The sequence below is a fragment of the Catellatospora sp. NPDC049133 genome (assembly GCF_040648455.1).
Classification (GTDB): Bacteria; Actinomycetota; Actinomycetes; order Mycobacteriales; family Micromonosporaceae; genus Catellatospora; species Catellatospora aurea.
Map to the genome: position 1 here is coordinate 26,356 of NZ_JBEZDT010000042.1, position 16,867 is coordinate 43,222.

The 16,867-nt window shown below is 72.9% G+C and carries 20 protein-coding genes; 8 read left to right on the forward strand and 12 right to left on the reverse strand.

Translation table 11 applies throughout. From position 1 onward, the window contains the following. Positions 1 to 68: 68 nt before the first annotated feature. The 5 genes from AB0B35_RS35035 to AB0B35_RS35055 all read right to left on the reverse strand — a co-directional run bounded on the left by AB0B35_RS35035 (position 69) and on the right by AB0B35_RS35055 (position 5,591). On the reverse strand, positions 69 to 3,188 hold the full coding sequence (locus AB0B35_RS35035) for a discoidin domain-containing protein (protein ID WP_361054056.1): 3,120 nt from the start codon (positions 3,186 to 3,188) through the stop codon (positions 69 to 71). A gap of 134 nt (positions 3,189 to 3,322) precedes the next feature. Continuing rightward, positions 3,323 to 3,745: a hypothetical protein gene (locus AB0B35_RS35040; protein ID WP_361054059.1), complete on the reverse strand. Its 423-nt coding sequence runs from the start codon at positions 3,743 to 3,745 to the stop codon at positions 3,323 to 3,325. 25 nt (positions 3,746 to 3,770) lie between these two features. Continuing rightward, complete coding sequence (locus AB0B35_RS35045) at positions 3,771 to 4,487, reverse strand: hypothetical protein (RefSeq protein ID WP_361054062.1); 717 nt, start codon at positions 4,485 to 4,487, stop codon at positions 3,771 to 3,773. An 81-nt stretch (positions 4,488 to 4,568) separates the two neighbouring features. After that, positions 4,569 to 4,865, reverse strand: coding sequence for a hypothetical protein (locus tag AB0B35_RS35050; RefSeq protein ID WP_361054065.1), 297 nt, complete (start codon positions 4,863 to 4,865; stop codon positions 4,569 to 4,571). Between the two features lie 63 nt (positions 4,866 to 4,928). Next, a complete protein-coding gene (locus AB0B35_RS35055; RefSeq protein ID WP_361054067.1) occupies positions 4,929 to 5,591 on the reverse strand; it encodes an FtsX-like permease family protein in 663 nt (220 codons plus the stop codon). Between AB0B35_RS35055 and AB0B35_RS35060 the strand changes: the two genes are divergently transcribed. The 4 genes from AB0B35_RS35060 to AB0B35_RS35075 all read left to right on the forward strand — a co-directional run bounded on the left by AB0B35_RS35060 (position 5,563) and on the right by AB0B35_RS35075 (position 8,134). After that, positions 5,563 to 5,925 carry a hypothetical protein gene (locus tag AB0B35_RS35060; RefSeq protein ID WP_361054070.1) on the forward strand — a complete coding sequence of 121 codons (363 nt, stop codon included), beginning with the start codon at positions 5,563 to 5,565 and terminating at the stop codon, positions 5,923 to 5,925. The two genes, AB0B35_RS35055 and AB0B35_RS35060, sit on opposite strands and share 29 nt — an antisense overlap. Positions 5,926 to 6,018: 93 nt before the next feature. Continuing rightward, a complete protein-coding gene (locus AB0B35_RS35065; RefSeq protein WP_361054073.1) occupies positions 6,019 to 6,534 on the forward strand; it encodes a DinB family protein in 516 nt (171 codons plus the stop codon). A 126-nt stretch (positions 6,535 to 6,660) separates the two neighbouring features. Then, positions 6,661 to 7,443 (forward strand): hypothetical protein, encoded by a 783-nt coding sequence (locus AB0B35_RS35070; protein ID WP_361054076.1) that lies wholly within the window; start codon positions 6,661 to 6,663, stop codon positions 7,441 to 7,443. A 73-nt stretch (positions 7,444 to 7,516) separates the two neighbouring features. Next, positions 7,517 to 8,134, forward strand: coding sequence for an isochorismatase family cysteine hydrolase (locus AB0B35_RS35075; protein ID WP_361054079.1), 618 nt, complete (start codon positions 7,517 to 7,519; stop codon positions 8,132 to 8,134). On the opposite strand, the gene AB0B35_RS35080 is transcribed toward AB0B35_RS35075, so the two are convergent. Then, positions 8,131 to 9,324, reverse strand: coding sequence for a hypothetical protein (locus AB0B35_RS35080; protein WP_361054082.1), 1,194 nt, complete (start codon positions 9,322 to 9,324; stop codon positions 8,131 to 8,133). The genes AB0B35_RS35075 and AB0B35_RS35080 overlap by 4 nt on opposite strands. Positions 9,325 to 9,409: 85 nt before the next feature. Between AB0B35_RS35080 and AB0B35_RS35085 the strand changes: the two genes are divergently transcribed. The 3 genes from AB0B35_RS35085 to AB0B35_RS35095 are packed head-to-tail and all read left to right on the forward strand — an operon-like array spanning position 9,410 to position 10,520. Then, positions 9,410 to 9,595 (forward strand): hypothetical protein, encoded by a 186-nt coding sequence (locus tag AB0B35_RS35085; protein WP_361054085.1) that lies wholly within the window; start codon positions 9,410 to 9,412, stop codon positions 9,593 to 9,595. A gap of 58 nt (positions 9,596 to 9,653) precedes the next feature. Beyond that, entirely contained in the window at positions 9,654 to 10,109 is a 456-nt protein-coding gene (locus tag AB0B35_RS35090) for a hypothetical protein (RefSeq protein WP_361054088.1), read from the forward strand. A gap of 9 nt (positions 10,110 to 10,118) precedes the next feature. Beyond that, a complete protein-coding gene (locus AB0B35_RS35095) occupies positions 10,119 to 10,520 on the forward strand; it encodes a hypothetical protein (RefSeq protein WP_361054090.1) in 402 nt (133 codons plus the stop codon). Between the two features lie 124 nt (positions 10,521 to 10,644). Here the strand turns inward: AB0B35_RS35095 and AB0B35_RS35100 are convergent, their stop codons facing one another. Continuing rightward, complete coding sequence (locus AB0B35_RS35100) at positions 10,645 to 11,067, reverse strand: NUDIX domain-containing protein (protein WP_361054093.1); 423 nt, start codon at positions 11,065 to 11,067, stop codon at positions 10,645 to 10,647. Between the two features lie 9 nt (positions 11,068 to 11,076). Continuing rightward, on the reverse strand, positions 11,077 to 12,363 hold the full coding sequence (locus AB0B35_RS35105; protein ID WP_361054096.1) for a glycosyltransferase: 1,287 nt from the start codon (positions 12,361 to 12,363) through the stop codon (positions 11,077 to 11,079). A 20-nt stretch (positions 12,364 to 12,383) separates the two neighbouring features. Here AB0B35_RS35105 and AB0B35_RS35110 point away from each other — a divergent pair, with 20 nt between their 5' ends. Then, the gene (locus AB0B35_RS35110) at positions 12,384 to 12,857 is read left to right on the forward strand and encodes a MarR family transcriptional regulator (RefSeq protein WP_361054099.1); all 474 of its coding nucleotides are present in this window, start codon (positions 12,384 to 12,386) and stop codon (positions 12,855 to 12,857) included. Here the strand turns inward: AB0B35_RS35110 and AB0B35_RS35115 are convergent. From AB0B35_RS35115 to AB0B35_RS35130, 4 genes are all read right to left on the reverse strand, one after another. Next, positions 12,849 to 13,490 carry a response regulator transcription factor gene (locus AB0B35_RS35115; protein ID WP_360536549.1) on the reverse strand — a complete coding sequence of 214 codons (642 nt, stop codon included), beginning with the start codon at positions 13,488 to 13,490 and terminating at the stop codon, positions 12,849 to 12,851. The genes AB0B35_RS35110 and AB0B35_RS35115 overlap by 9 nt on opposite strands. Then, the gene (locus AB0B35_RS35120) at positions 13,487 to 14,626 is read right to left on the reverse strand and encodes a histidine kinase (protein WP_361054102.1); all 1,140 of its coding nucleotides are present in this window, start codon (positions 14,624 to 14,626) and stop codon (positions 13,487 to 13,489) included. The genes AB0B35_RS35115 and AB0B35_RS35120 overlap by 4 nt, the downstream gene beginning before the upstream one ends. A gap of 10 nt (positions 14,627 to 14,636) precedes the next feature. After that, positions 14,637 to 15,581 (reverse strand): hypothetical protein, encoded by a 945-nt coding sequence (locus tag AB0B35_RS35125; protein ID WP_361054104.1) that lies wholly within the window; start codon positions 15,579 to 15,581, stop codon positions 14,637 to 14,639. Positions 15,582 to 15,713: 132 nt separating this feature from the next. Further along, positions 15,714 to 16,826 carry a serine/threonine protein kinase gene (locus AB0B35_RS35130; RefSeq protein WP_361054107.1) on the reverse strand — a complete coding sequence of 371 codons (1,113 nt, stop codon included), beginning with the start codon at positions 16,824 to 16,826 and terminating at the stop codon, positions 15,714 to 15,716. Positions 16,827 to 16,867 lie beyond the last annotated feature (41 nt).

The window sequence follows — 16,867 nt, forward strand, 5'->3', positions numbered from 1 at the left end:
CCCGATCCGGGGGCGCACACGGCCGGACGGCCGCCCCGGTGTCACGGGGCGGCCGTCCGGTGGTGCTGTCACCAGCCGGTTCTACCGGCTCCGTACGGGTAGAGCGGGTTGCCGTACGTCGTCGGCACCGTCTGCCCGGCGTCGATCCGGGCCCGGATCTCGTTGCGCTGGGCCGTCGTCGCGCCCAGGTCGTACGGCAGGTCCCAGGCCTCGGTGGCGTCGGCGAGCACGTCGCTGCCGCCGGGACGCAGCACGTCGGTCAGCGCCCGGGGCAGCTGCCACGGCAGCCTGCCGCTCGGCGCGTAGTCGCCGAACAGCAGCGACGCCAGCGCCGGGCCCATCTCCTCACCGCCGCGGTAGGTGACCACGGTCGCCCCGGCCAGCCCGTCCCACTCGGTGATGACGTAGGGCCTCGGCATCACCAGCACGACCACGACCGGGATGTTCTGGTTGCGGAAGTTCTGGATGACCGCGAGCTGGTCGGCGGGCAGGTACGGCTGCTCCTTCACCCAGTTCGTGCCGTGGGTGTAGGAGCCCTCACCGACGGCGACGACCGCCACCTTCGGCGCGGGACCGGTGTCCTGGTACACGTTCACCCCGGCCGTCGCGGCCCTGGCCCGGATTGCGTCGATGATGTTCTTCGACCCGTACTCCTGGTGGAAGTAGCTGGTCCAGATGCAGCAGGCGAGCGCGTCGGTGGCCCGAGGACCGGCGACCACGATGTTGTCGCCCGCGTTGAGCCGCAGCGGCAGCACGCCGTTGTTCTTCAGCAGCGTCATCGCCTCCCGCGAGGCCTGGTTGGCCAGCGCGGTGTAGGACGGCTGGTGCATCCGGTACGGCCCGTTGACCGGGTCCCCGTACGGCGCCTCGAACACGCCGAGCTGGAACTTCAGCCGCAGGATGCGCCGCACCGCGTCGTCGATGCGCGCCGCCGGGACCCCGGCGGTGAACGTGGCGATGGAGTAGCCGGGTGCGCCCGGGTCGGCCCCGCCCATCACGTCCGAACCGGCCTTGGCCGCGCCGACCCAGGAGCCCGAGGGCAGCCAGTCGGTCGTGATCAGACCGGTGAAGCCGAGGTTGTTGCGCAGGTACGCCAGGATCGGCGCGCTGTCACCGGCTCCCGGGCCGCCCGGGTCGAGGAACGAGCTGCCCGCGTACCCCGGCATGATGTTGACCGCGCCGGCCTCCATCGCCGCCCGGAACGGGATCATGTGGTACTTGATCGTGACCGCGTCGTACACGATCAGCGCCTCGCCGCCCGCGCCCTCGCCCGGCCAGTGCTTGACGGTGGCCAGCACCGACGCCGGGTTCAGCTCCGGGCCGCCCTGCAGCCCGGCCACCAGGGCCCGCACCTGCGCGGCGGCGACGTCGGCGTTCTCGCCGTTGCCCTCCTGGATGCGCGGGTAGAGCACCTTCGTGCCGACCTCGGCCAGCGGCCCGAGCACGCCCCGGGTGCCGACCTCCAGCTGCTCGCGCCGCTGCATGTCGCCCAGCTGGTACGCCAGCGGGTAGTTCCTGGTCGCGGCCAGCGCGCTCTGCGTCGGGTAGGTGGTCTTGTAGCCGTGGATGGTGTCACCGGCCGACACGAACGGGATGCCCAGCCGGGTCGCCGCCGACGAGGTCAGGAAGTTGTGCAGGTCCGGCCCTTCCGCCGGGCCGAAGTGCCAGCCCGACCTGTTGAAGGTCTGGGCGTTGTAGAACATCTGGTACGCCTTCTCCTCCAGCGTCATGCGCCCGAGGAGGTCGTTGACCCGCGTCTCGACCGGCTGCCGCCAGTCCTCGTACGGCTCGATCGTGCCGTTCTTGTTCAGGTCGCGGCTGCCGTTGAGCACGTTGACGCCGTCGGCGACGTTCTCCAGCACCGGCAGGTAGACGCTGAACCGGCGGATGTTCGACACCTGGATCGTGCCGCCGGAACCGTTGACCGCGACGACGTACCACTTGTAGGTCCACCGGTCCGGTAGGTCCCAGGTGGGGGTGTAGGTGGTGCCGGTGGGCTCGGCGACCTTGGTGTACAGGTCGATCAGGTTGCCGGGCTGGGTGAAGTCGTAGTCGGTGCGGCTGATGTTGATCCAGACCTGGTAGCGGGCCGCGCCGCCGACCGCGTTCCAGCTCAGGGCCGGGCGGCGGGTGGTGGTGACCATGGCCGCGTCGGCGGGGCCGGTCAGTGCGAACTGGCCGGTGGTCGCCGGCGGACGGGTCGGGCCGGACAGCAGCGGCGGAGTGGTGGCCGACGTGTTCAGGGTGCCGAACACCTGCAGCTCCCACAGCGAGTAGCCGTAGCCGGTGGCCCGTGCGGTGCCGTAGAGGCGCAGGTAGCGGCCGCTGCCGCTGATGTTCAGAGTCTCGGTGCCGCCGTTGCCGGTGGTGGTCGAGTGGATCGTGGTCCAGGTGGCCGCGTCGTTGGACGTCTCCATCCGGTAGCCGCGGGCGAACGCCGACTCCCAGTGGAGCACGACCCGCGAGATCGTCGCCGTGCCGCCGAAGTCGATCCGGATCCACTGCGGGTCGCTGAACTGGCTGGACCAGCGGGTGGTGGTGCGGCCGTCGAGCGCGGCGGCGGGGGCGTTGCCGCCCTCGTACGACGACGCCTCGACCTTCTTGAACTCCGAGATCGGGGCGCCGCCCGGGTTGGGCGGGGGACTGGGGCTGGTGCTCGGGCTCGGGCTGGGCTGGCCGCCGATGGTGCCGAACACCTGGAACTCCCACAGCGAGTAGCCGTAGCCGTTGGCGCGGACCGTGCCGTACACGCGCACGTAGCGGCCGGTGCCGGTGACCGCGAGCGTCTGCGTGCCGCCGGTGCCGGTGGTGGTCGAGTAGATGTTCGTCCAGGTGCTGCCGTCGGGCGACACCTGGATCTGGAAGGTGGTCGCGTACGCCGCCTCCCAGGCGAGCCGCACCTGGTCGATCGCGGCGGTCGCGCCCAGGTCGACGCGAATCCACTGCGGGTCGCTGAACTGGCTGGACCAGCGGGTGCCGGGATCGCCGTCGACGGCCGCGGCGGCGGGCGTGCCCGCGCCCTCGATCGAGGAGGCGAGCACCGGTTTGCCTTGGGAGATCAGCGGACCGGCGGCCTGGGCGGGCACACCGGTCAGGGACTGTGCGAGCAGTGCGAGCGCGACGGCGACGGCCGCCGCCAGGCCCGCGCGGCTGCGCCACGGCAGCCGGAGGGTGGGTCTGAGCGACATGGGCTGCTCCTGATGGAGACGGGACGGGACAGGCCCTGCCGGGTGTGGGGGACGGCCACGGGTCGGCGGGGCCTGCTGGAGAGCGCTCTCCCGTCAGAGTCATCGAAACAACCCGATTAGTCAAGCGTCGCCGCTCAGCGCACGCGCGGATCCTCCAGCGCGCGGGCCGCCGCCGCCAGCACCCCGTCCGCGCACAGCCGCGGCGCGCCGATCAGCAGGATCTCGCGATCCACCCACTCGACCCGCTCGATACCGGGCCGTTCCATGATCGAGTTGTCGAGCTGCAGCGGCGCGTCGTCGTCGTACAGGCTGCGCGCCTCGTCGCCGGCCCACAGGTTCCAGTGCAGCGGGCCCTCGTCGTGGCCCCCCAGCCACCGCTCGCTCATCGGCTTCACCGACAGATCACCTGTGGCGAGCAGTTCCCGTACGGTCGTCGACGGCGGATCGGGGTACCTGCTGGCGATGACGACGTCGAGGAGGTCCTCGATGTGCTCCACACAGTCGCAGGCCGGTGGCTGCGGCGGGGTCCAGCCCGCGCCGGAGGTCAGATCGGACACCGCGGCATCATAGAGGCCCGCTGCGTCACCAGGCCTTGACCAGGGTCGCCGCCGACAGGTCCGCCGCGACGCGGGTGAGCGACTCGGCCTTCTCCCGCGTCGGCGCGATGGTGCAGAGCACACTGATCACGTCTTCGCGTGCCAGCAGGGCGGTGCACCGGGCACCCCGTACCTCGTCGCCCCTGCCGCTCTTGTCGCCGCGCAGTTCCTCGCAGAGCAGGTGTGCCGCGTCGACGCCCGCGACCGGTGCCAGGTCGGGCACCTTGATCAGGACGTGCCTTCCGTCGCGTGCCATGAAGGACTCGCACGTCGCTTTGTCGCGCAGTTCCGTCACGGCGACCGCGGCGTCGGCCACGGTCGTGTTGAACGAGCCGACGCCTTGCAGCACCCGCGTCTCGCCGTCACGCCACATCGCGGCCGCGTTGCTGCTCAAGTGATGAAACGCTGCCACCCGGTGCCCGCAGAGCTCCGGCTCGATGACGAACTCCTTCGGTTCGCCCGCGGCGGGCAGGTCGCCGACCCGGTCCGCGGTCAGCAGGGCGGCCGCGACGCGGTCGTCGGCCCCCGGACGGAGCTTCCAGCTGGGCTCGACCCAGGGGATAGGCTCGGCGGTCCCCGGACCTGGCTGCGTAGGCGACTCGGCAGGCGTGCAGCCTGCCAGCGTCGACAACGCCATGGCCGACAGGGCGAGCAGCCCTCGCCCGTGGATGCCGACCGTCGGCGTGCGCCGCGTCGTTCTCATATGGACCCCCCGTGTGTCGGCGGTGATCTTAACCGGGTCGGTCAGGGTCGTGGGGGGGATCTCGACCGACCCGGTGCGGGATCAGGCGGCGACGGCCGCGCGTCTGCGGGCGAGGTATTCGCCGATGCCGACGTGCAGGGCGAGGTTGAGCACCGCCGGGAACGCGACGAGGAACTCGAACACCCCTGGTGACGCGTGCTCGGTGAACTGGGCGGTGAGGATGCTCCACGGCGCGCCGCCGAGCAGGACCGGGATGCTCAGCAGCACGGTGGTGAGGCCGCCGGGCTGCCCCGAGCCGACCATCACGAACACCGCGACCAGCGGGATAACCAAAAGGGCGTGTACGAGTACGGCCAAACGTCGTACCGAGACAGTCATTCGGAGGAGGGTAGCGGGGTCCCGGCCGGTGCGAAACCCCTCCTACCCACAGCAATCAGGACATCACTCCTCGGCGAGCAGGCGCAGCACCGGAATCCGGTGCTGCGCCAGCGCGGGCGCGAGCGCGGCCAGCCCCGTCGCCAGCACGCCCGCCCCGGCGGCGACCGCCGCCGTGGCGACGAGCGCCGGTGGCACGGACCCGGCGAACCAGGCCGTTCCCGCCAGCCCGGCCGCCGCGCCGAGCACGGCCCCGACGAGTCCGATCCCGAGCCCCTCGTACGCCACGAGCCGTGCCATCGCCGCCGCGGACCAGCCCGTCGCCCGCAGCGCGGCCAGTTCGGCGGCGCAGTCGCGCACGTTGACGAACAGCACGTCGGCGACCGCGGCCAGGCCCAGCAGCAGGACCGCGATCACCGCGATCCGGTCGACGCCGCGTGCCCGCACCGACACCGCGTCGCCGAGCAGGGTGCCGGTGACCGAGCCGTCGGCCACGACCTCCACCACCGGGTTCTGCTGCCGGGCGGGATCGTTCGAGATCGCGATGCCGTTCGGGGTGAAGTAGTGGTAGCGCGGCGGCGTCGGGATCCGGGTGGTGCCGCCGTCGGTGATCCGGGTGCGGGTGATGCGGTGGACGCTGCGGTCGTCGCGCGGCACGATCGCCGAGGTGTCCAGGTCCACCACGGCCGGGGCGAAGCTGATGCCGATCATCGCGATCGGGGCGGCCACCTCGACGCCGCGTACCCCGCGGATCGTCGCGACCTGGTCCAGGGAGATCCCGCCGAAGTGGTCGGACAGGAAGCTCGGGCGGATCAGCCCGGCCGCGTTCTCCTGCTCCAGCCGGGAGCCCTTCGGGCGGACCAGGATGTCGTACGCGCCCCGGTATTTCCCCGACCTGCTGCGTGACCTGCAGCCGGGCAGTGTCGACGGTTCCGGTGAGGACGGTGAAACCGGTGGTCGCCACCAGCACTCCGGTCAGCAGCGCGACCGAGCGGGCAGCGCGGCGGCGCAGCTGCGCCAGGATGATCCGCAACATGGAGGCTTCCTGACCCATGCATTGTGACAATGCAACCCGATCGGGTGACCGGCCGCGCCCGGATTGTCGGGCCTGGCCCATAGGGTGAGGCCGTATCAACCGAACGATGGGGGTCTTTCCATGTCCGAATCCGCCAAGACCGTCACCGGGGAGCGCGCCGACCTGCTGCAGACGCTCGGCAAGCACCGCTACTTCCTGCGCTACACCGCGCAGGGCCTCAGCGACGAGCAAGCCGCCGCCACCCCGACCGCCAGCGCGCTCAGCGTCGGCGGGCTGATCAAGCACGTCACCGCGACCGAGAAGCAGTGGATGAACTTCGCGGTCGGCGGCGCGTCCGGCATGGGCGCGGGCGACGGCGGCGAGGTCGACTGGGCCGACGGGTTCAAGATGACCGCCGGTGAGACCGTCGAGGGCCTGCTCAAGTCATACGAGGAGGTGGCCCGGCACACCGACGAGCTGCTCACCACCCTCGACCTCGACACCGCCCACCCGCTGCCGGAAGCGCCCTGGTTCGAGCCCGGCGCGGCCTGGTCGGTGCGCCGCGTGGCACTGCACCTGATCGCCGAGACCTCCCAGCACGCCGGGCACGCCGACATCATCCGCGAGACCATCGACGGCCAGCGCACCATGGGCTGACCCGTGGCACGGGCGTGGCCCGTGTGCCGGGCGTGACCGGGCTTAGCCCGCCCTTGCCCGGCGGTTAATCTGCCTGAAATCCCAGGTCGGCAGCGTGGAGAGTTCACCTGCCGAAAGGAGGGCACGATGACCACGCCACACGACCGGGCCGCCGACGTCGCGCAGCGGGCCGGGCCGGTGATCGCCGGATACGAGACCGGGAACGCCGGCCTGGCCGCGCTCGGCCTGGCCGCCCAACAGGCCGCCGCACACGACACGGGGCTGCGGGTGCTTGTCACGCGGCGGATACCCGTGTGGACCAGCCACCTGGCGATGGGTGTCTGCCCGCCCGCCGCCTTCGACGACGCGGACCCCACCGAACCGGCTCGCGTGGCCGTCGCGCAGCTGCGCCACGACCATCCGGGCACCGACGTCACCCTGCACGGCACCGGTCGCTCGCTGCCGCGGGCACTGCTGCTCGAAGCGCCGACCGCGACGATGCTGGTGACCGGCCGAGACACGACCGGTCCCGGTGCGACAGCGCGGCTCGCGGGCAGGGCCGGCTGCCCGGTGCTCAGCGTGCCCGGCAGGACCGCCGCGCCTGAAGCGCCCGTGCTGCTCGTGGGCGCCGATGCGCCCGGCGATGCCGCCGAGTTCGCGATGGCCGAGGCGTCGGCCCGTGGCGTGCCCGTGCTCGCCTGCGACGTCGGCCCGGCCACAAGCGGGTTCGCCGACGCGGTCGTGCGGGCCGCGGACCGCCACCCGGCGGTCGAGATACGCCACCAGGGCCGGGGTGGTCTGAACAGCGCCCCGGCGGGCCTCGCCGTGGTGCGCACACCGGCCCGGCGGCGCGACGCGGCCTGGCCGCTGCTGACCGGCCTGCTGCGCGACGCGCCGTACCCGATCGCGGCCGTTCCCGATCACAGCTGACCTGCCGACGAACCCGGCGTACGCGGCAGCGCGGCGGCGTACGCTCGGGTGGTCTGCGCTTTCGGGGGAGAGCATGGCCACTTATGACGCGGCAAGGACCGGGCTGATCATCACGGACCCGTACAACGACTTCATCAGCGAGGGCGGCAAACGGTGGCCGCAGCTCAAGGAGGTCGCCGAGGCGGTCGGCCTGATCGAGAACATGCGGCAGCTCATGTCCGCGGCACGGGCCGCCGGGATCCAGATCTTCTACTCCCGGCACCGGCGCTGGCGGCCCGGCGACTACGAGCAATGGCAGAACGCCACGCCGTACCTGCTGCGCGCGGCCGGCATCCAGCTGTTCGCGAAGGGCACCTGGGGCGGGCAGTGGCACCCCGACTTCGAACCGCAGACCGGGGACGTCATCCTGCACGAGCACTGGGCGCAGAGCGGCTTCGCCAACACCGACCTGGACGTGCAGCTCAAGCAGCACGGCGTCAGCAAGCTGATCCTGATCGGCCTGATCGCCAACACGTGCGTGGAGTCCACGGCCCGGTTCGGCATGGAGGCCGGCTACCACATCACGCTGGTCCGCGACGCGACGGCGGCGTTCAGCTTCGAGGCGATGCATGCCGCACACGAGGTCAACGGCCCCACCGTCGCCAACGAGATCACCGACACCGCGAGCCTGGTCAAGGCACTGGCCGGTTAGCCCTGCGGCGTCCAGAGCCAGGCCCGCGCGCTCAGCTCGGCCTTGCTGCCGTCCGGCCAGCGGGCGCCACCGAACACGAGCATCCGGTTGCCCGCCGCGACGACCGTGCTGTCGGTGACCTCGGCCTGCGGCAGTGGCGGGATCGCGCCCCACTTCCCGGTGGCGGCGTTCAGGACCGGGCCGGGCCGCTCCGCGTACACCGCTGACACCGCTCCGAAGGCGCTGCCGTGCCCGCCGCCCGTCCCCGCGCCGGGAGCGTCCGGCAGCGGTGACCAGGTTCCGGCGTCCGGATCGAGCACACCGCCGTAAGGGTACGTGCGGCCCCAGTTGCCGACCTGGCCGCCGTCCGCGCCGCCGAGCGCCGGTGCGATCAGCTTGCCGCCCTCGGCCAGCCACGGGCCGGTGCCCAGCAGCGAGGAGTCGGGCAGCCGCCGCCACCTGCCGCTCGCCGGGTCGAACGCTGCCGCGCGGGTCACCGAAGGCCCGTCCGCGCCCGGGTTCGGCACGATCTTGTGGTCGAACAGCACCAGTTCACGGCCGGTCCACGCCATCGCCCGGTCGAAGCCCGCGCCGAGCGGGTCGGCGGGCAGCTCGGTCCAGGTGCGCTCGTCCGGCCGGTAGACGTAGTCAGGGCCCGGTTCCGTCTCCTCGCTGCCCCGCACCGCGAACAGCAGGTCACCGGCCGGCACCAGGGTCAGCCCGGACGCGGCGGGCAGCGAACCGCGCGACCACCGGTCGGCCGCGATGTCGTACACCAGCATCGCGATCCCGTCGCCGACGGTGTGTCCCTGCACGTACGCGACGCCGCCGACGACGGCGCCCTGCATCCAGAGCAGCGCCACCGGCGGCTCGGCCAGCACCCGCCAGCGGCCGGTGTCCGGGTTCACTGCCGCCGCGGCCAGCAGCGGGCTGCGGTCGCCCGCGCAGTCCGCGCCAGGTGGGCAGGGCTCGTCGATGCCGCCGATCAGCAGCGCCTCCTGGCCGGTCCACAGCCCGAGGGCCAGGGCGCGTGGGCTCAGCGGCGAGCCAGGCAGCTCCCGCCAGCCGGCCCCTGTGCCCGCGCGCTGCCCGACCGGCGACTGCGGTGCGCTCTCGGGCGACCCGACCGGCGACGGCAGGGCCGGACTGGCCGAACAGGAGGCCAGGACCAGGACGGCGGCCAGGGTGAGTGCGGAACGGGCAAGGGTCATGGGCGGTTGGACCGTCCGATCCGGCCGATGGTTCCCGCCGGGGTGGGACCCGGCCGCTGGACGGCGCTGGCTATCGTGCGGGTCCATGACGACCTCCGAGATCCCCGTGCTGCGCTGCCCGCTGTGCAAGGGTAACGACTTCCAGCAGGAGCTGGGACGCCTGGACAGCCGGTGGGGCTTCACCTCGCACCGGATGACGCTGCTGATCTGCAAGAACTGCCGCTACATCCTGCACTTCTACGACAAGAACTCGATCTTCGACTTCGACTGACCGGTCACGGGCCGGGCAAGGTCAGCGCCGGCGCGGCCGGTGGCGTAGCCTCGCGCGGATGGATGTGCAGTCGACGGAGCCCGAGCCGACCCGGCAGGGGCGGCACCTCATCGTGTGGTTCCAGTATTCGGTCGTCGTGATCCTCCTGCTCGGGGCGGGGTCGCTGCTGCTCGCGGCGGCGGCCGGCACCGGCGACTGGGCCGGTCTGGCCGACCCGGGCCTGGAGCGCTACGGCGACCCGAAGGACTGGAACCCGCCGCTGGGCCCGGATTCGGCCTGGAACCCGCTGGCATGGCTGATCGAGATCTGCCGGTGGATCGTGATGACGTCGCTGATCGTCGTGCTCGGCTTCATCGGCGCACTGGTCGGGTTCTTCCAGTTCGCCGGGCAGCGGGGGAGCCTGACCCGGGGCGCGGCGGCGCGGCTGCTCACCGGCACGGTGCTGTCCGCGGCGACGGCCCTGGTCATGCTGACGCCGTACGGCGCGCAGCTGCGCGGCTGGCTGCTGGACTAGATACAGCCGATGCGTGAACCGCTTCAGGTGCGCCACAGCGCATCGACCGCCGAAGTCGAGATCCAGTTCACCGACGCGGCGGCGTTCGACGCGCTCGTGGCGCTGCTGAGAGCGGGCACGGGACACGTGTACACCGCGACCGCCGCGCAAGCCGCGCCGTATGAGCGACTGCTCGCCGGCGTGCTCGTCGTGACCCGTCCGGGCCGCCCGGCCGAGTTCACGGTGCGCGGCGACCGGCTCGCGATCGGTGGCGACGCCCGGCACCTGACGACGATGGCGGATGCGCTCGCCGGGGTCGGGGAGCTCCCGCCGGGCCGCCACGAGCACGTCGAGCACTATCCGGACCACCCTTACCTGGGCCCGGACTCGCTGCCGGTGGTCGTCGCGCGTGCCGCGACCGGGTCGTCCTGATGACGGCGCTGCCTGTCCGCTGACAGTGTGGCGTTATTCGCCGCCGGCACGACCGGGCAGGTGACGGTCCCGCCCGGTGGTGCACACCACGGGCGGGACCGTCACCGCCGCCTCGCGCCCCCGTTCACGTCGCGAGGAGGCCGGAAAGGCCGGCCGGGTAGAGCGGCGCGGTGTCGTCGAAGCCGCTCAGCGGCCGCCACATCACGGGCGTTTCGGCGTCGTCGAGGATCTGCCCGACGTGGTCGCGCTCGTACAGCGTCGGGTCGGCGAGGTCGCACGCGAACACGAACACGATCTCGTGGCCGTACCGGTCGAACGCGTGGAACAGGTTCTCCAGCACGCCGAGCAGCCGTACGCCGGTCAGCTCGACGGCCAGCTCCTCCCGCATCTCCCGGTGCAGCGCCTGCTCGGCGGTCTCGCCGAACTCGATGCCGCCGCCGAGCGGACGGTAGAAGGTGCGCCCGTCGGTGTGGTCATGGCCTCGGAAGACGAGCAGGTCGTCGCCGCGTCGGGGCACGGCGAGGGCGAGATTCCTGATGACGGTCATGTCGGGAACCTAGACCGCCGAGCGCCGTGCGGTCAGTTCCATTACCGCGTCGGCGGCGTTGCCCGAACCGTCCACGGTGGCATAGACGTCGCGGATGCGCCCTGCCGCAGCCCGGTAGGACGGGTCGGCCAGCACACGTGCGGCGACACGGGCCAGCCGCGGGGTGCCGGCCAGGTGCGGTGACAGCGCCTCGGCCGCGCCGCGGGCCTGGACCAGCGCGACGTTGAGGTCCTGCTCGGCGTGCAGGGGGATGCCGAGCAGCGGTGTGCCGCAGGCCATGGCGGTCTGCACGCTGCCCTGACCGCCCGCGGTGACGGCGAGGTCGACGCGGGGCATCACCAGGTGGCTGGGCAGCACGCCGCCGACGCAGGTCCGCTCGTCGGCGAGGTCGCCGAGGTCGTGCACGGTGCCGGCGACGAGCAGCCGCACCCCGAGCGGCCGCAGGGCCTGCACGACGCGCCGTACGAAGCGCGGCGAGGTCGAGGTGACCGCGACGTACACGGTCGGGCCGGGCTGGTCGAGGAACTCCGCCACGTGCTCGGGCAGCGGCACGTCGAGGTGGGCGAACAGCGGCCCGCTGTAGCGCAGCCGGGTCGCCGGCCGCAGCCGGCGTCCGCGGGGCCGCCACGCCTCCAGCTCGGCGGCGGGCACCCCGAACACCTCCGGGACCTCGGGCACCAGGGCCAGATCGCCCAGCACCAGCGCGCCGAGGCTGGGCACGCCTTCGACGCCGAGGCGAGCCGCGACGCGGTTGAAGCCGTCGCAGTAGAACCGGGTGCGGGGCAGGATTCGGTTGGCGATCAGCCGGCCGGCCCAGCCGGGCAGGCGCCGGGTGGCCCGCCAGGTCGGCGCGGGCACCAGGCCGTGTTCGAACGCGGGCGGCACCCAGCAGCAGGCGTGTTCGGTGACCAGCGCGGCGCCGGCCAGGCGGGTGGACAGCATCGTGGTCAGCGTGTATCCGGTGACGACCGTGCGCACCCGGTGCTCGCGCCAGTACGCCCCTTCGGCGCGCACGTACGTCTCCAGCTCGTGGTCGGGGTAGATGCTCTGCCTCGGGTCGCCGAGCCCGGTGGCGTCCGCGACGACCTCGGCCGAGCGGGCCGGGCTCATGTGCGGTCCGACGATGTCGTAGTCGATGCCCGCCTCGCGCAGCAGCGTCTCGTAGGTGCCGCCGTGGGTGGCCATGCGCACGCTCGCGCCGCGCCGCGCCAGCGCCCGGTGGATCTCGATCATCCGGGAGGTCTCGGAGAGGTAGCCGCAGTGCGGCATCAGCACGATCTGGTGTTCCTCGGCCATAGTTGGGTAATATATTGCGCATGTCCACACGCGACAAGTCCCCGTTCCTCGACGACGACCTCACCGCGCCCGTGCGCGCCTTCCGCACCACTCTCTACCTGGCCCAACGGCTGCGATACCTGATGGACGAGCGGCTGCGCGCCGACGGGCTGACCACCCAGCAGGCCGCACTGCTGACCCTGGTCGGCGCGCTCGGCACGCCCTCACTGAAACAGGCCGCCGCAGGTTTGGGCAGCACCCACCAGAACGTCGCCCAGCTCGTCCAGGCCCTGCAACGCAAAGGCCTGCTGGAGGTACGCGACGACCCGGCCGACGGCCGCCGCAGACTGCTCGCGGTCACCGAGGCCAGCCGGGCCTACTGGGCCGCCCGCGACGACGGCGACCACGCCGCGGTCGCCGGCTGGTTCGCGGCCCTGTCACCGGCCGAACTCGACACCTTCGCCGCGCTCACCGACCGCCTCGTCCACGCCCTCGACCAGCGCCGCCTACCGTGATCCCGCGTTCGCGGCGTGCACGGCCAGCTGCACCCGGTTGGCGCTGCCGGTCTTGGTCATCAGGTTCGCCACGTGCGTCTTGACCGTCGTCACCCCCAGGTGCAGGCGCGCCGCGATCTCCGGGTTGGACAGGCCCTGACCGACCAGGGCCAGCACCTCGCGCTCGCGTTCGGTGACACCCGGCAGGTCGGGTGCCACGACCGGCGCCTGCCGACGGCGCACCGCCTGCTCGACCAGGCGGCGCAGCACCGCCGGGCTGAACGGGCTGTCACCCGCCGCCGCACGCCGCACCCCGTCCAGCAGCTCGTCCGGGCTCGCATCCTTGACCAGGAACCCGCACGCTCCGGCCGCCAGCGCCGGATACAGGTGCTCGTCGTCGTCGAACGTCGTCAGCACCAGCACCCGCGCCGACGGCCGCCGGGCCAGGATGCGCGCCGTCGCCGCGGTGCCGTCGACGCCCGGCATCCGCAGGTCCATCAGCACCACGTCGGGATGCAGCTGCTCGGCCAGCCGCACCGCGGCAGCGCCGTCCGCCGCCTCGCCCACGACCTGCATGTCCGGCACCGACTCGCACAGCATCCGCAGCCCCGCCCGCACCAGCTGCTGGTCGTCCACGAGCAGCACCCGGATCACGCGGCCGCCCCCGACGCCGGCAGCGACGCGCGCAGCAGCCAACCCGCGTCCGCCGGACCGGCCTGCAACCTGCCGCCGAGCACCTCGACCCGCTCCCGCAGGCCCACCAGCCCGTGCCCGCCACCGGCCTGCCCCGGCGCCACCGTGCCGCCGAAGTCGCGCAACTCGAACGCGACCAGTTCGCCGCCGAGCCGGATGGACAGCCGCGCCCGCGCCGCCGTTCCCGCGTGCCGGGCCACGTTCGCCAGACCTTCCTGGGTCAGGCGCAGCAGTGCCAGCGCCGTCCGCGCGTCCAGCCGGACCACCTCCGGGTCGATGTCGGCCTGCACGTTCAGGCCGATGCCGGCGCTGCGCTCCACCGCGGCCCGCAGCGCGACCGGCAGACCCTCCGGATCCACGAACAGCACCTGTTGCGCCGTACCCGGATCGCGCAGAACCGTGACCAGCTTGCGCAGGTCGGCCAGCGCGCTCGAACCGGTCGCGTGCACGTCGTCGAGCACCCGGCGAACCCGCGGATCGTCCAGCGGCAGCACATCGCGGGCGACCGCCACCCGCAGCACGATCGAGGCGACGTGATGCGCCACCAGATCGTGCAGCTCGCGGGCGATGCTGGTGCGCTCGTCGGCGCGCACCCGGGTCTGCTCCTGCGCGGCACGGGCGGCGGCCTGGCGGTTCAGCTCGCCCAGCGCCCGCACGTGCATACCCAGCAGCAGTGGCGCGGCCACCGCGGCGGCCGCGCCGTACGCGACGATCTGCGGGCCGTCGAGGAACTCGCCGAGATCGGAAGCGATGTGACCGGCCAGTCCGAGCCCGAGGCCGGTCCACACCCGCCAGCCGCCACAGCGCGCGCCCAGCTCGAAAACCGCCCAGGCCAGACCTATCGTCGGCACGGTGTCGTTGTCGCCACCGACGACGGAGCCAAGGCCCAGCACGAGGGACACCCAGACGACCGAGGCGAACGGCCACCGCACACCGACATACGCGAACGCCAGCACGCCGATCGCGAGAATCAGGTCGACGGTGCTCACCGAACGGCCCTCAGGCGTCAGCGTCAGGTAGCCGACGCCGCTGAGAACCACGAGGGTGAGGCGGACCGCCGTGTACCGCTCCTCGAACAGCCGCCCCACCCACAGCATGGCTGCCATCCTAACCGGACACCGGCCGCGGCGACCGCCACGCGAAGACCGCTCCGAACACCGCGGCCGCGAGCAGACCGCCCGCCGCCGCCAGCGTCAGCGCGTCCGGCGCGAACAGCGGCTGGCCGCGCAGCGCCTGCCAGGTCACCAGCACGAGCAGACCGGCATAGGCGAGCGCGAACACGACCACCAGCCGGGCACGCCGCCCCACATCCGCGACCAGCGCCGCCAACACCATCGCGAACAGCAGCAACGCCTGCAGCCCGTGCATGCCGACGAAGTGCCCGATCCGCAGGTCGCCGCCCGTGGTGCTCCAGCCCGTCAGCGGCATACCCGGGCCGCCGTCGCTGACCCCGACCGCATGTGCGCCCATCAGCGTGCCCACGCCCTGCTCGTCGAGTGCGAGCTGCTCGGCCGTCGGCACCACCATCGTGAACCCCTGCAGCGGCCCGAGCAGCAGCAGGACCATGCCCAGCCGGACGGCCCAGGTGCTCGCCCGGTCCGGCATGCCGTCGCGCCACAGCAGCACCGTCAGCACGACGGTCGCCATCCACAGCACCATGATGGTCGGGCCCATGATCTGCCACAGCGCCTCGTCCAGCGCAGTGGCCTCGTTGTAGTGGCTGGCCCGGCCGCGCGCGGCCTGGAACACGATGATTCCGACCTCCAGCACGCCCGTGACCACGATGACGTACGCCGCCCAGCGGGCGACCCGACGGCCCCGCCGCAGGTGGCCGATGAGCCAGGCCAGGGTCAGCCCGTACACCGTGAACGAGACGGCGAACTTGGCCGGTTTCAGCCACACCGGTTGGCCGCCGATGGTGCGGCCGTCGACGACCAGGCCGACGACGGCAACCACGAGCAGCGCCGTCATCAGGGCGGCCAGCCAGGTGAGGGCACGGCTGCCGTGCAGCGCCGTACGCAGGCCGGAGGTGGTGCGCGAGAGAGGGTTCATACCCCCGACGCTCGCGGAAACGGCGTCGCCGCGACTCCTGCCGCGAGGCCGCACCGCCCTCCTGCCACCGGCCGCCCCTCCTCCGACAGCAGGAGGCCCGACCGGTCGCAGCCACCCGCAGCCGGGGGTCCGTCAGGCGGTCGGCGAGGGCTGGGCGGGGACGGTCAGTTTCGCGGTGAGCTGGGTGAGCGTGCCCGCCAGCTGTCCGACCTGGCCGGTCAGCTCGTCGACCCGGGCGCGCAGTGCCGCCGCCTCGGCCACGGCCGCGTCGCGCTGCACCGTCAGCACGGTCACGTCGGTCTGCCGCTGCTGCGCCAGGATCTCCGCCGCGGATCGGGCGGCCTCCGTCGTCGCGGCCGCCGTCCGTGCCGCGGCCAGCTCCGACTGCAGCGCCGTCACCTGCTGCGCCTGCTCCTGCCGTACCGCAGCGGTCTCGGCCTGGGCAGCCGCGGCCTGCTGCTGCGCTCGGACCAGTTCGGCCTTCGACGCCTCGGCTTCCCGCCCGGCCTCCTCCGCGGCCGCGCGGGCCAGGTCGAACGCGGCCTGCACCTGGTCGGCGGCCGCCCGGGTGGCGTCGCGGTCGCGGTAGGCCTCGGCACGCAGCGCCTCCGCGGCGGAGTGCTCGCGCCGGGCGGTGTCACGCTCAGCGAACGCCGCAGCCGTGACGCGAGCGGACTCGGCGGCGGCCGCCGCAGCCTGTTCGGCGAGTTCACGCTGCTCGGTGACCCGTGCCTCGGCTGCTGCCACCGCAGCCTCGGCGGCCTCGCGGGCCTCGCGGACGCTGGTCTCGGCGTGATCGGCGGCCTCGCGCACGGCGAGTTCGGCGTCGGCTTTGGCACGGGTGGCGGCCTCGGTCGCCTCGCGGGCGGCGCGTACGGCGAGTTCGGCGTCGCGGCGGGCCTCGTCGCGTTCGGTGTGCGCACCCGCGACCTGCTGCGCGGCCTCGGCGCGGACCTCGGCGAGCCGGCGCTCCACACCGGTGGGGGACAGCTCCGCCTCGAGCGCCTCGACGAGCGTCTCGGCGACCTGTTCGAGCTTCTCGACGACCTCGTACGCCTTGGCGACCTGCCCGGCGAGGCCGGGGGAGTTGCGGTGGCGCAGCCGGCTGTTACGGGCGGCGGCCTGGCAGGCGCCGTCGTTGTCACGGCAGTAGCGGAACGGCCGCCCGGCGGCGGCACGTTGCGTGACCGGCTTGCCGCAGTACGCGCAGGGCCGGGTCGTCTCTTCGGGGTGCGGTGTGGACATCAACTGCGCAGCGTAGCCGCTGGCGGTCGAACACGGCAGGG

Coding starts and splice junctions, on each gene's coding strand:
- AB0B35_RS35070 (WP_361054076.1), top strand. CDS start 6,661: ATGACCACGCCACACGACCGGGCCGCCGACGTCGCGCAGCGGGCCGGG.
- AB0B35_RS35060 (WP_361054070.1), top strand. CDS start 5,563: ATGCCGATCATCGCGATCGGGGCGGCCACCTCGACGCCGCGTACCCCG.
- AB0B35_RS35120 (WP_361054102.1), bottom strand. CDS start 14,626: ATGCTGTGGGTGGGGCGGCTGTTCGAGGAGCGGTACACGGCGGTCCGC.
- AB0B35_RS35105 (WP_361054096.1), bottom strand. CDS start 12,363: ATGGCCGAGGAACACCAGATCGTGCTGATGCCGCACTGCGGCTACCTC.
- AB0B35_RS35125 (WP_361054104.1), bottom strand. CDS start 15,581: ATGAACCCTCTCTCGCGCACCACCTCCGGCCTGCGTACGGCGCTGCAC.
- AB0B35_RS35100 (WP_361054093.1), bottom strand. CDS start 11,067: ATGACCGTCATCAGGAATCTCGCCCTCGCCGTGCCCCGACGCGGCGAC.
- AB0B35_RS35065 (WP_361054073.1), top strand. CDS start 6,019: ATGTCCGAATCCGCCAAGACCGTCACCGGGGAGCGCGCCGACCTGCTG.
- AB0B35_RS35035 (WP_361054056.1), bottom strand. CDS start 3,188: ATGTCGCTCAGACCCACCCTCCGGCTGCCGTGGCGCAGCCGCGCGGGC.
- AB0B35_RS35085 (WP_361054085.1), top strand. CDS start 9,410: ATGACGACCTCCGAGATCCCCGTGCTGCGCTGCCCGCTGTGCAAGGGT.
- AB0B35_RS35075 (WP_361054079.1), top strand. CDS start 7,517: ATGGCCACTTATGACGCGGCAAGGACCGGGCTGATCATCACGGACCCG.
- AB0B35_RS35045 (WP_361054062.1), bottom strand. CDS start 4,487: ATGAGAACGACGCGGCGCACGCCGACGGTCGGCATCCACGGGCGAGGG.
- AB0B35_RS35080 (WP_361054082.1), bottom strand. CDS start 9,324: ATGACCCTTGCCCGTTCCGCACTCACCCTGGCCGCCGTCCTGGTCCTG.
- AB0B35_RS35130 (WP_361054107.1), bottom strand. CDS start 16,826: ATGTCCACACCGCACCCCGAAGAGACGACCCGGCCCTGCGCGTACTGC.
- AB0B35_RS35095 (WP_361054090.1), top strand. CDS start 10,119: ATGCGTGAACCGCTTCAGGTGCGCCACAGCGCATCGACCGCCGAAGTC.
- AB0B35_RS35110 (WP_361054099.1), top strand. CDS start 12,384: ATGTCCACACGCGACAAGTCCCCGTTCCTCGACGACGACCTCACCGCG.
- AB0B35_RS35050 (WP_361054065.1), bottom strand. CDS start 4,865: ATGACTGTCTCGGTACGACGTTTGGCCGTACTCGTACACGCCCTTTTG.
- AB0B35_RS35090 (WP_361054088.1), top strand. CDS start 9,654: ATGGATGTGCAGTCGACGGAGCCCGAGCCGACCCGGCAGGGGCGGCAC.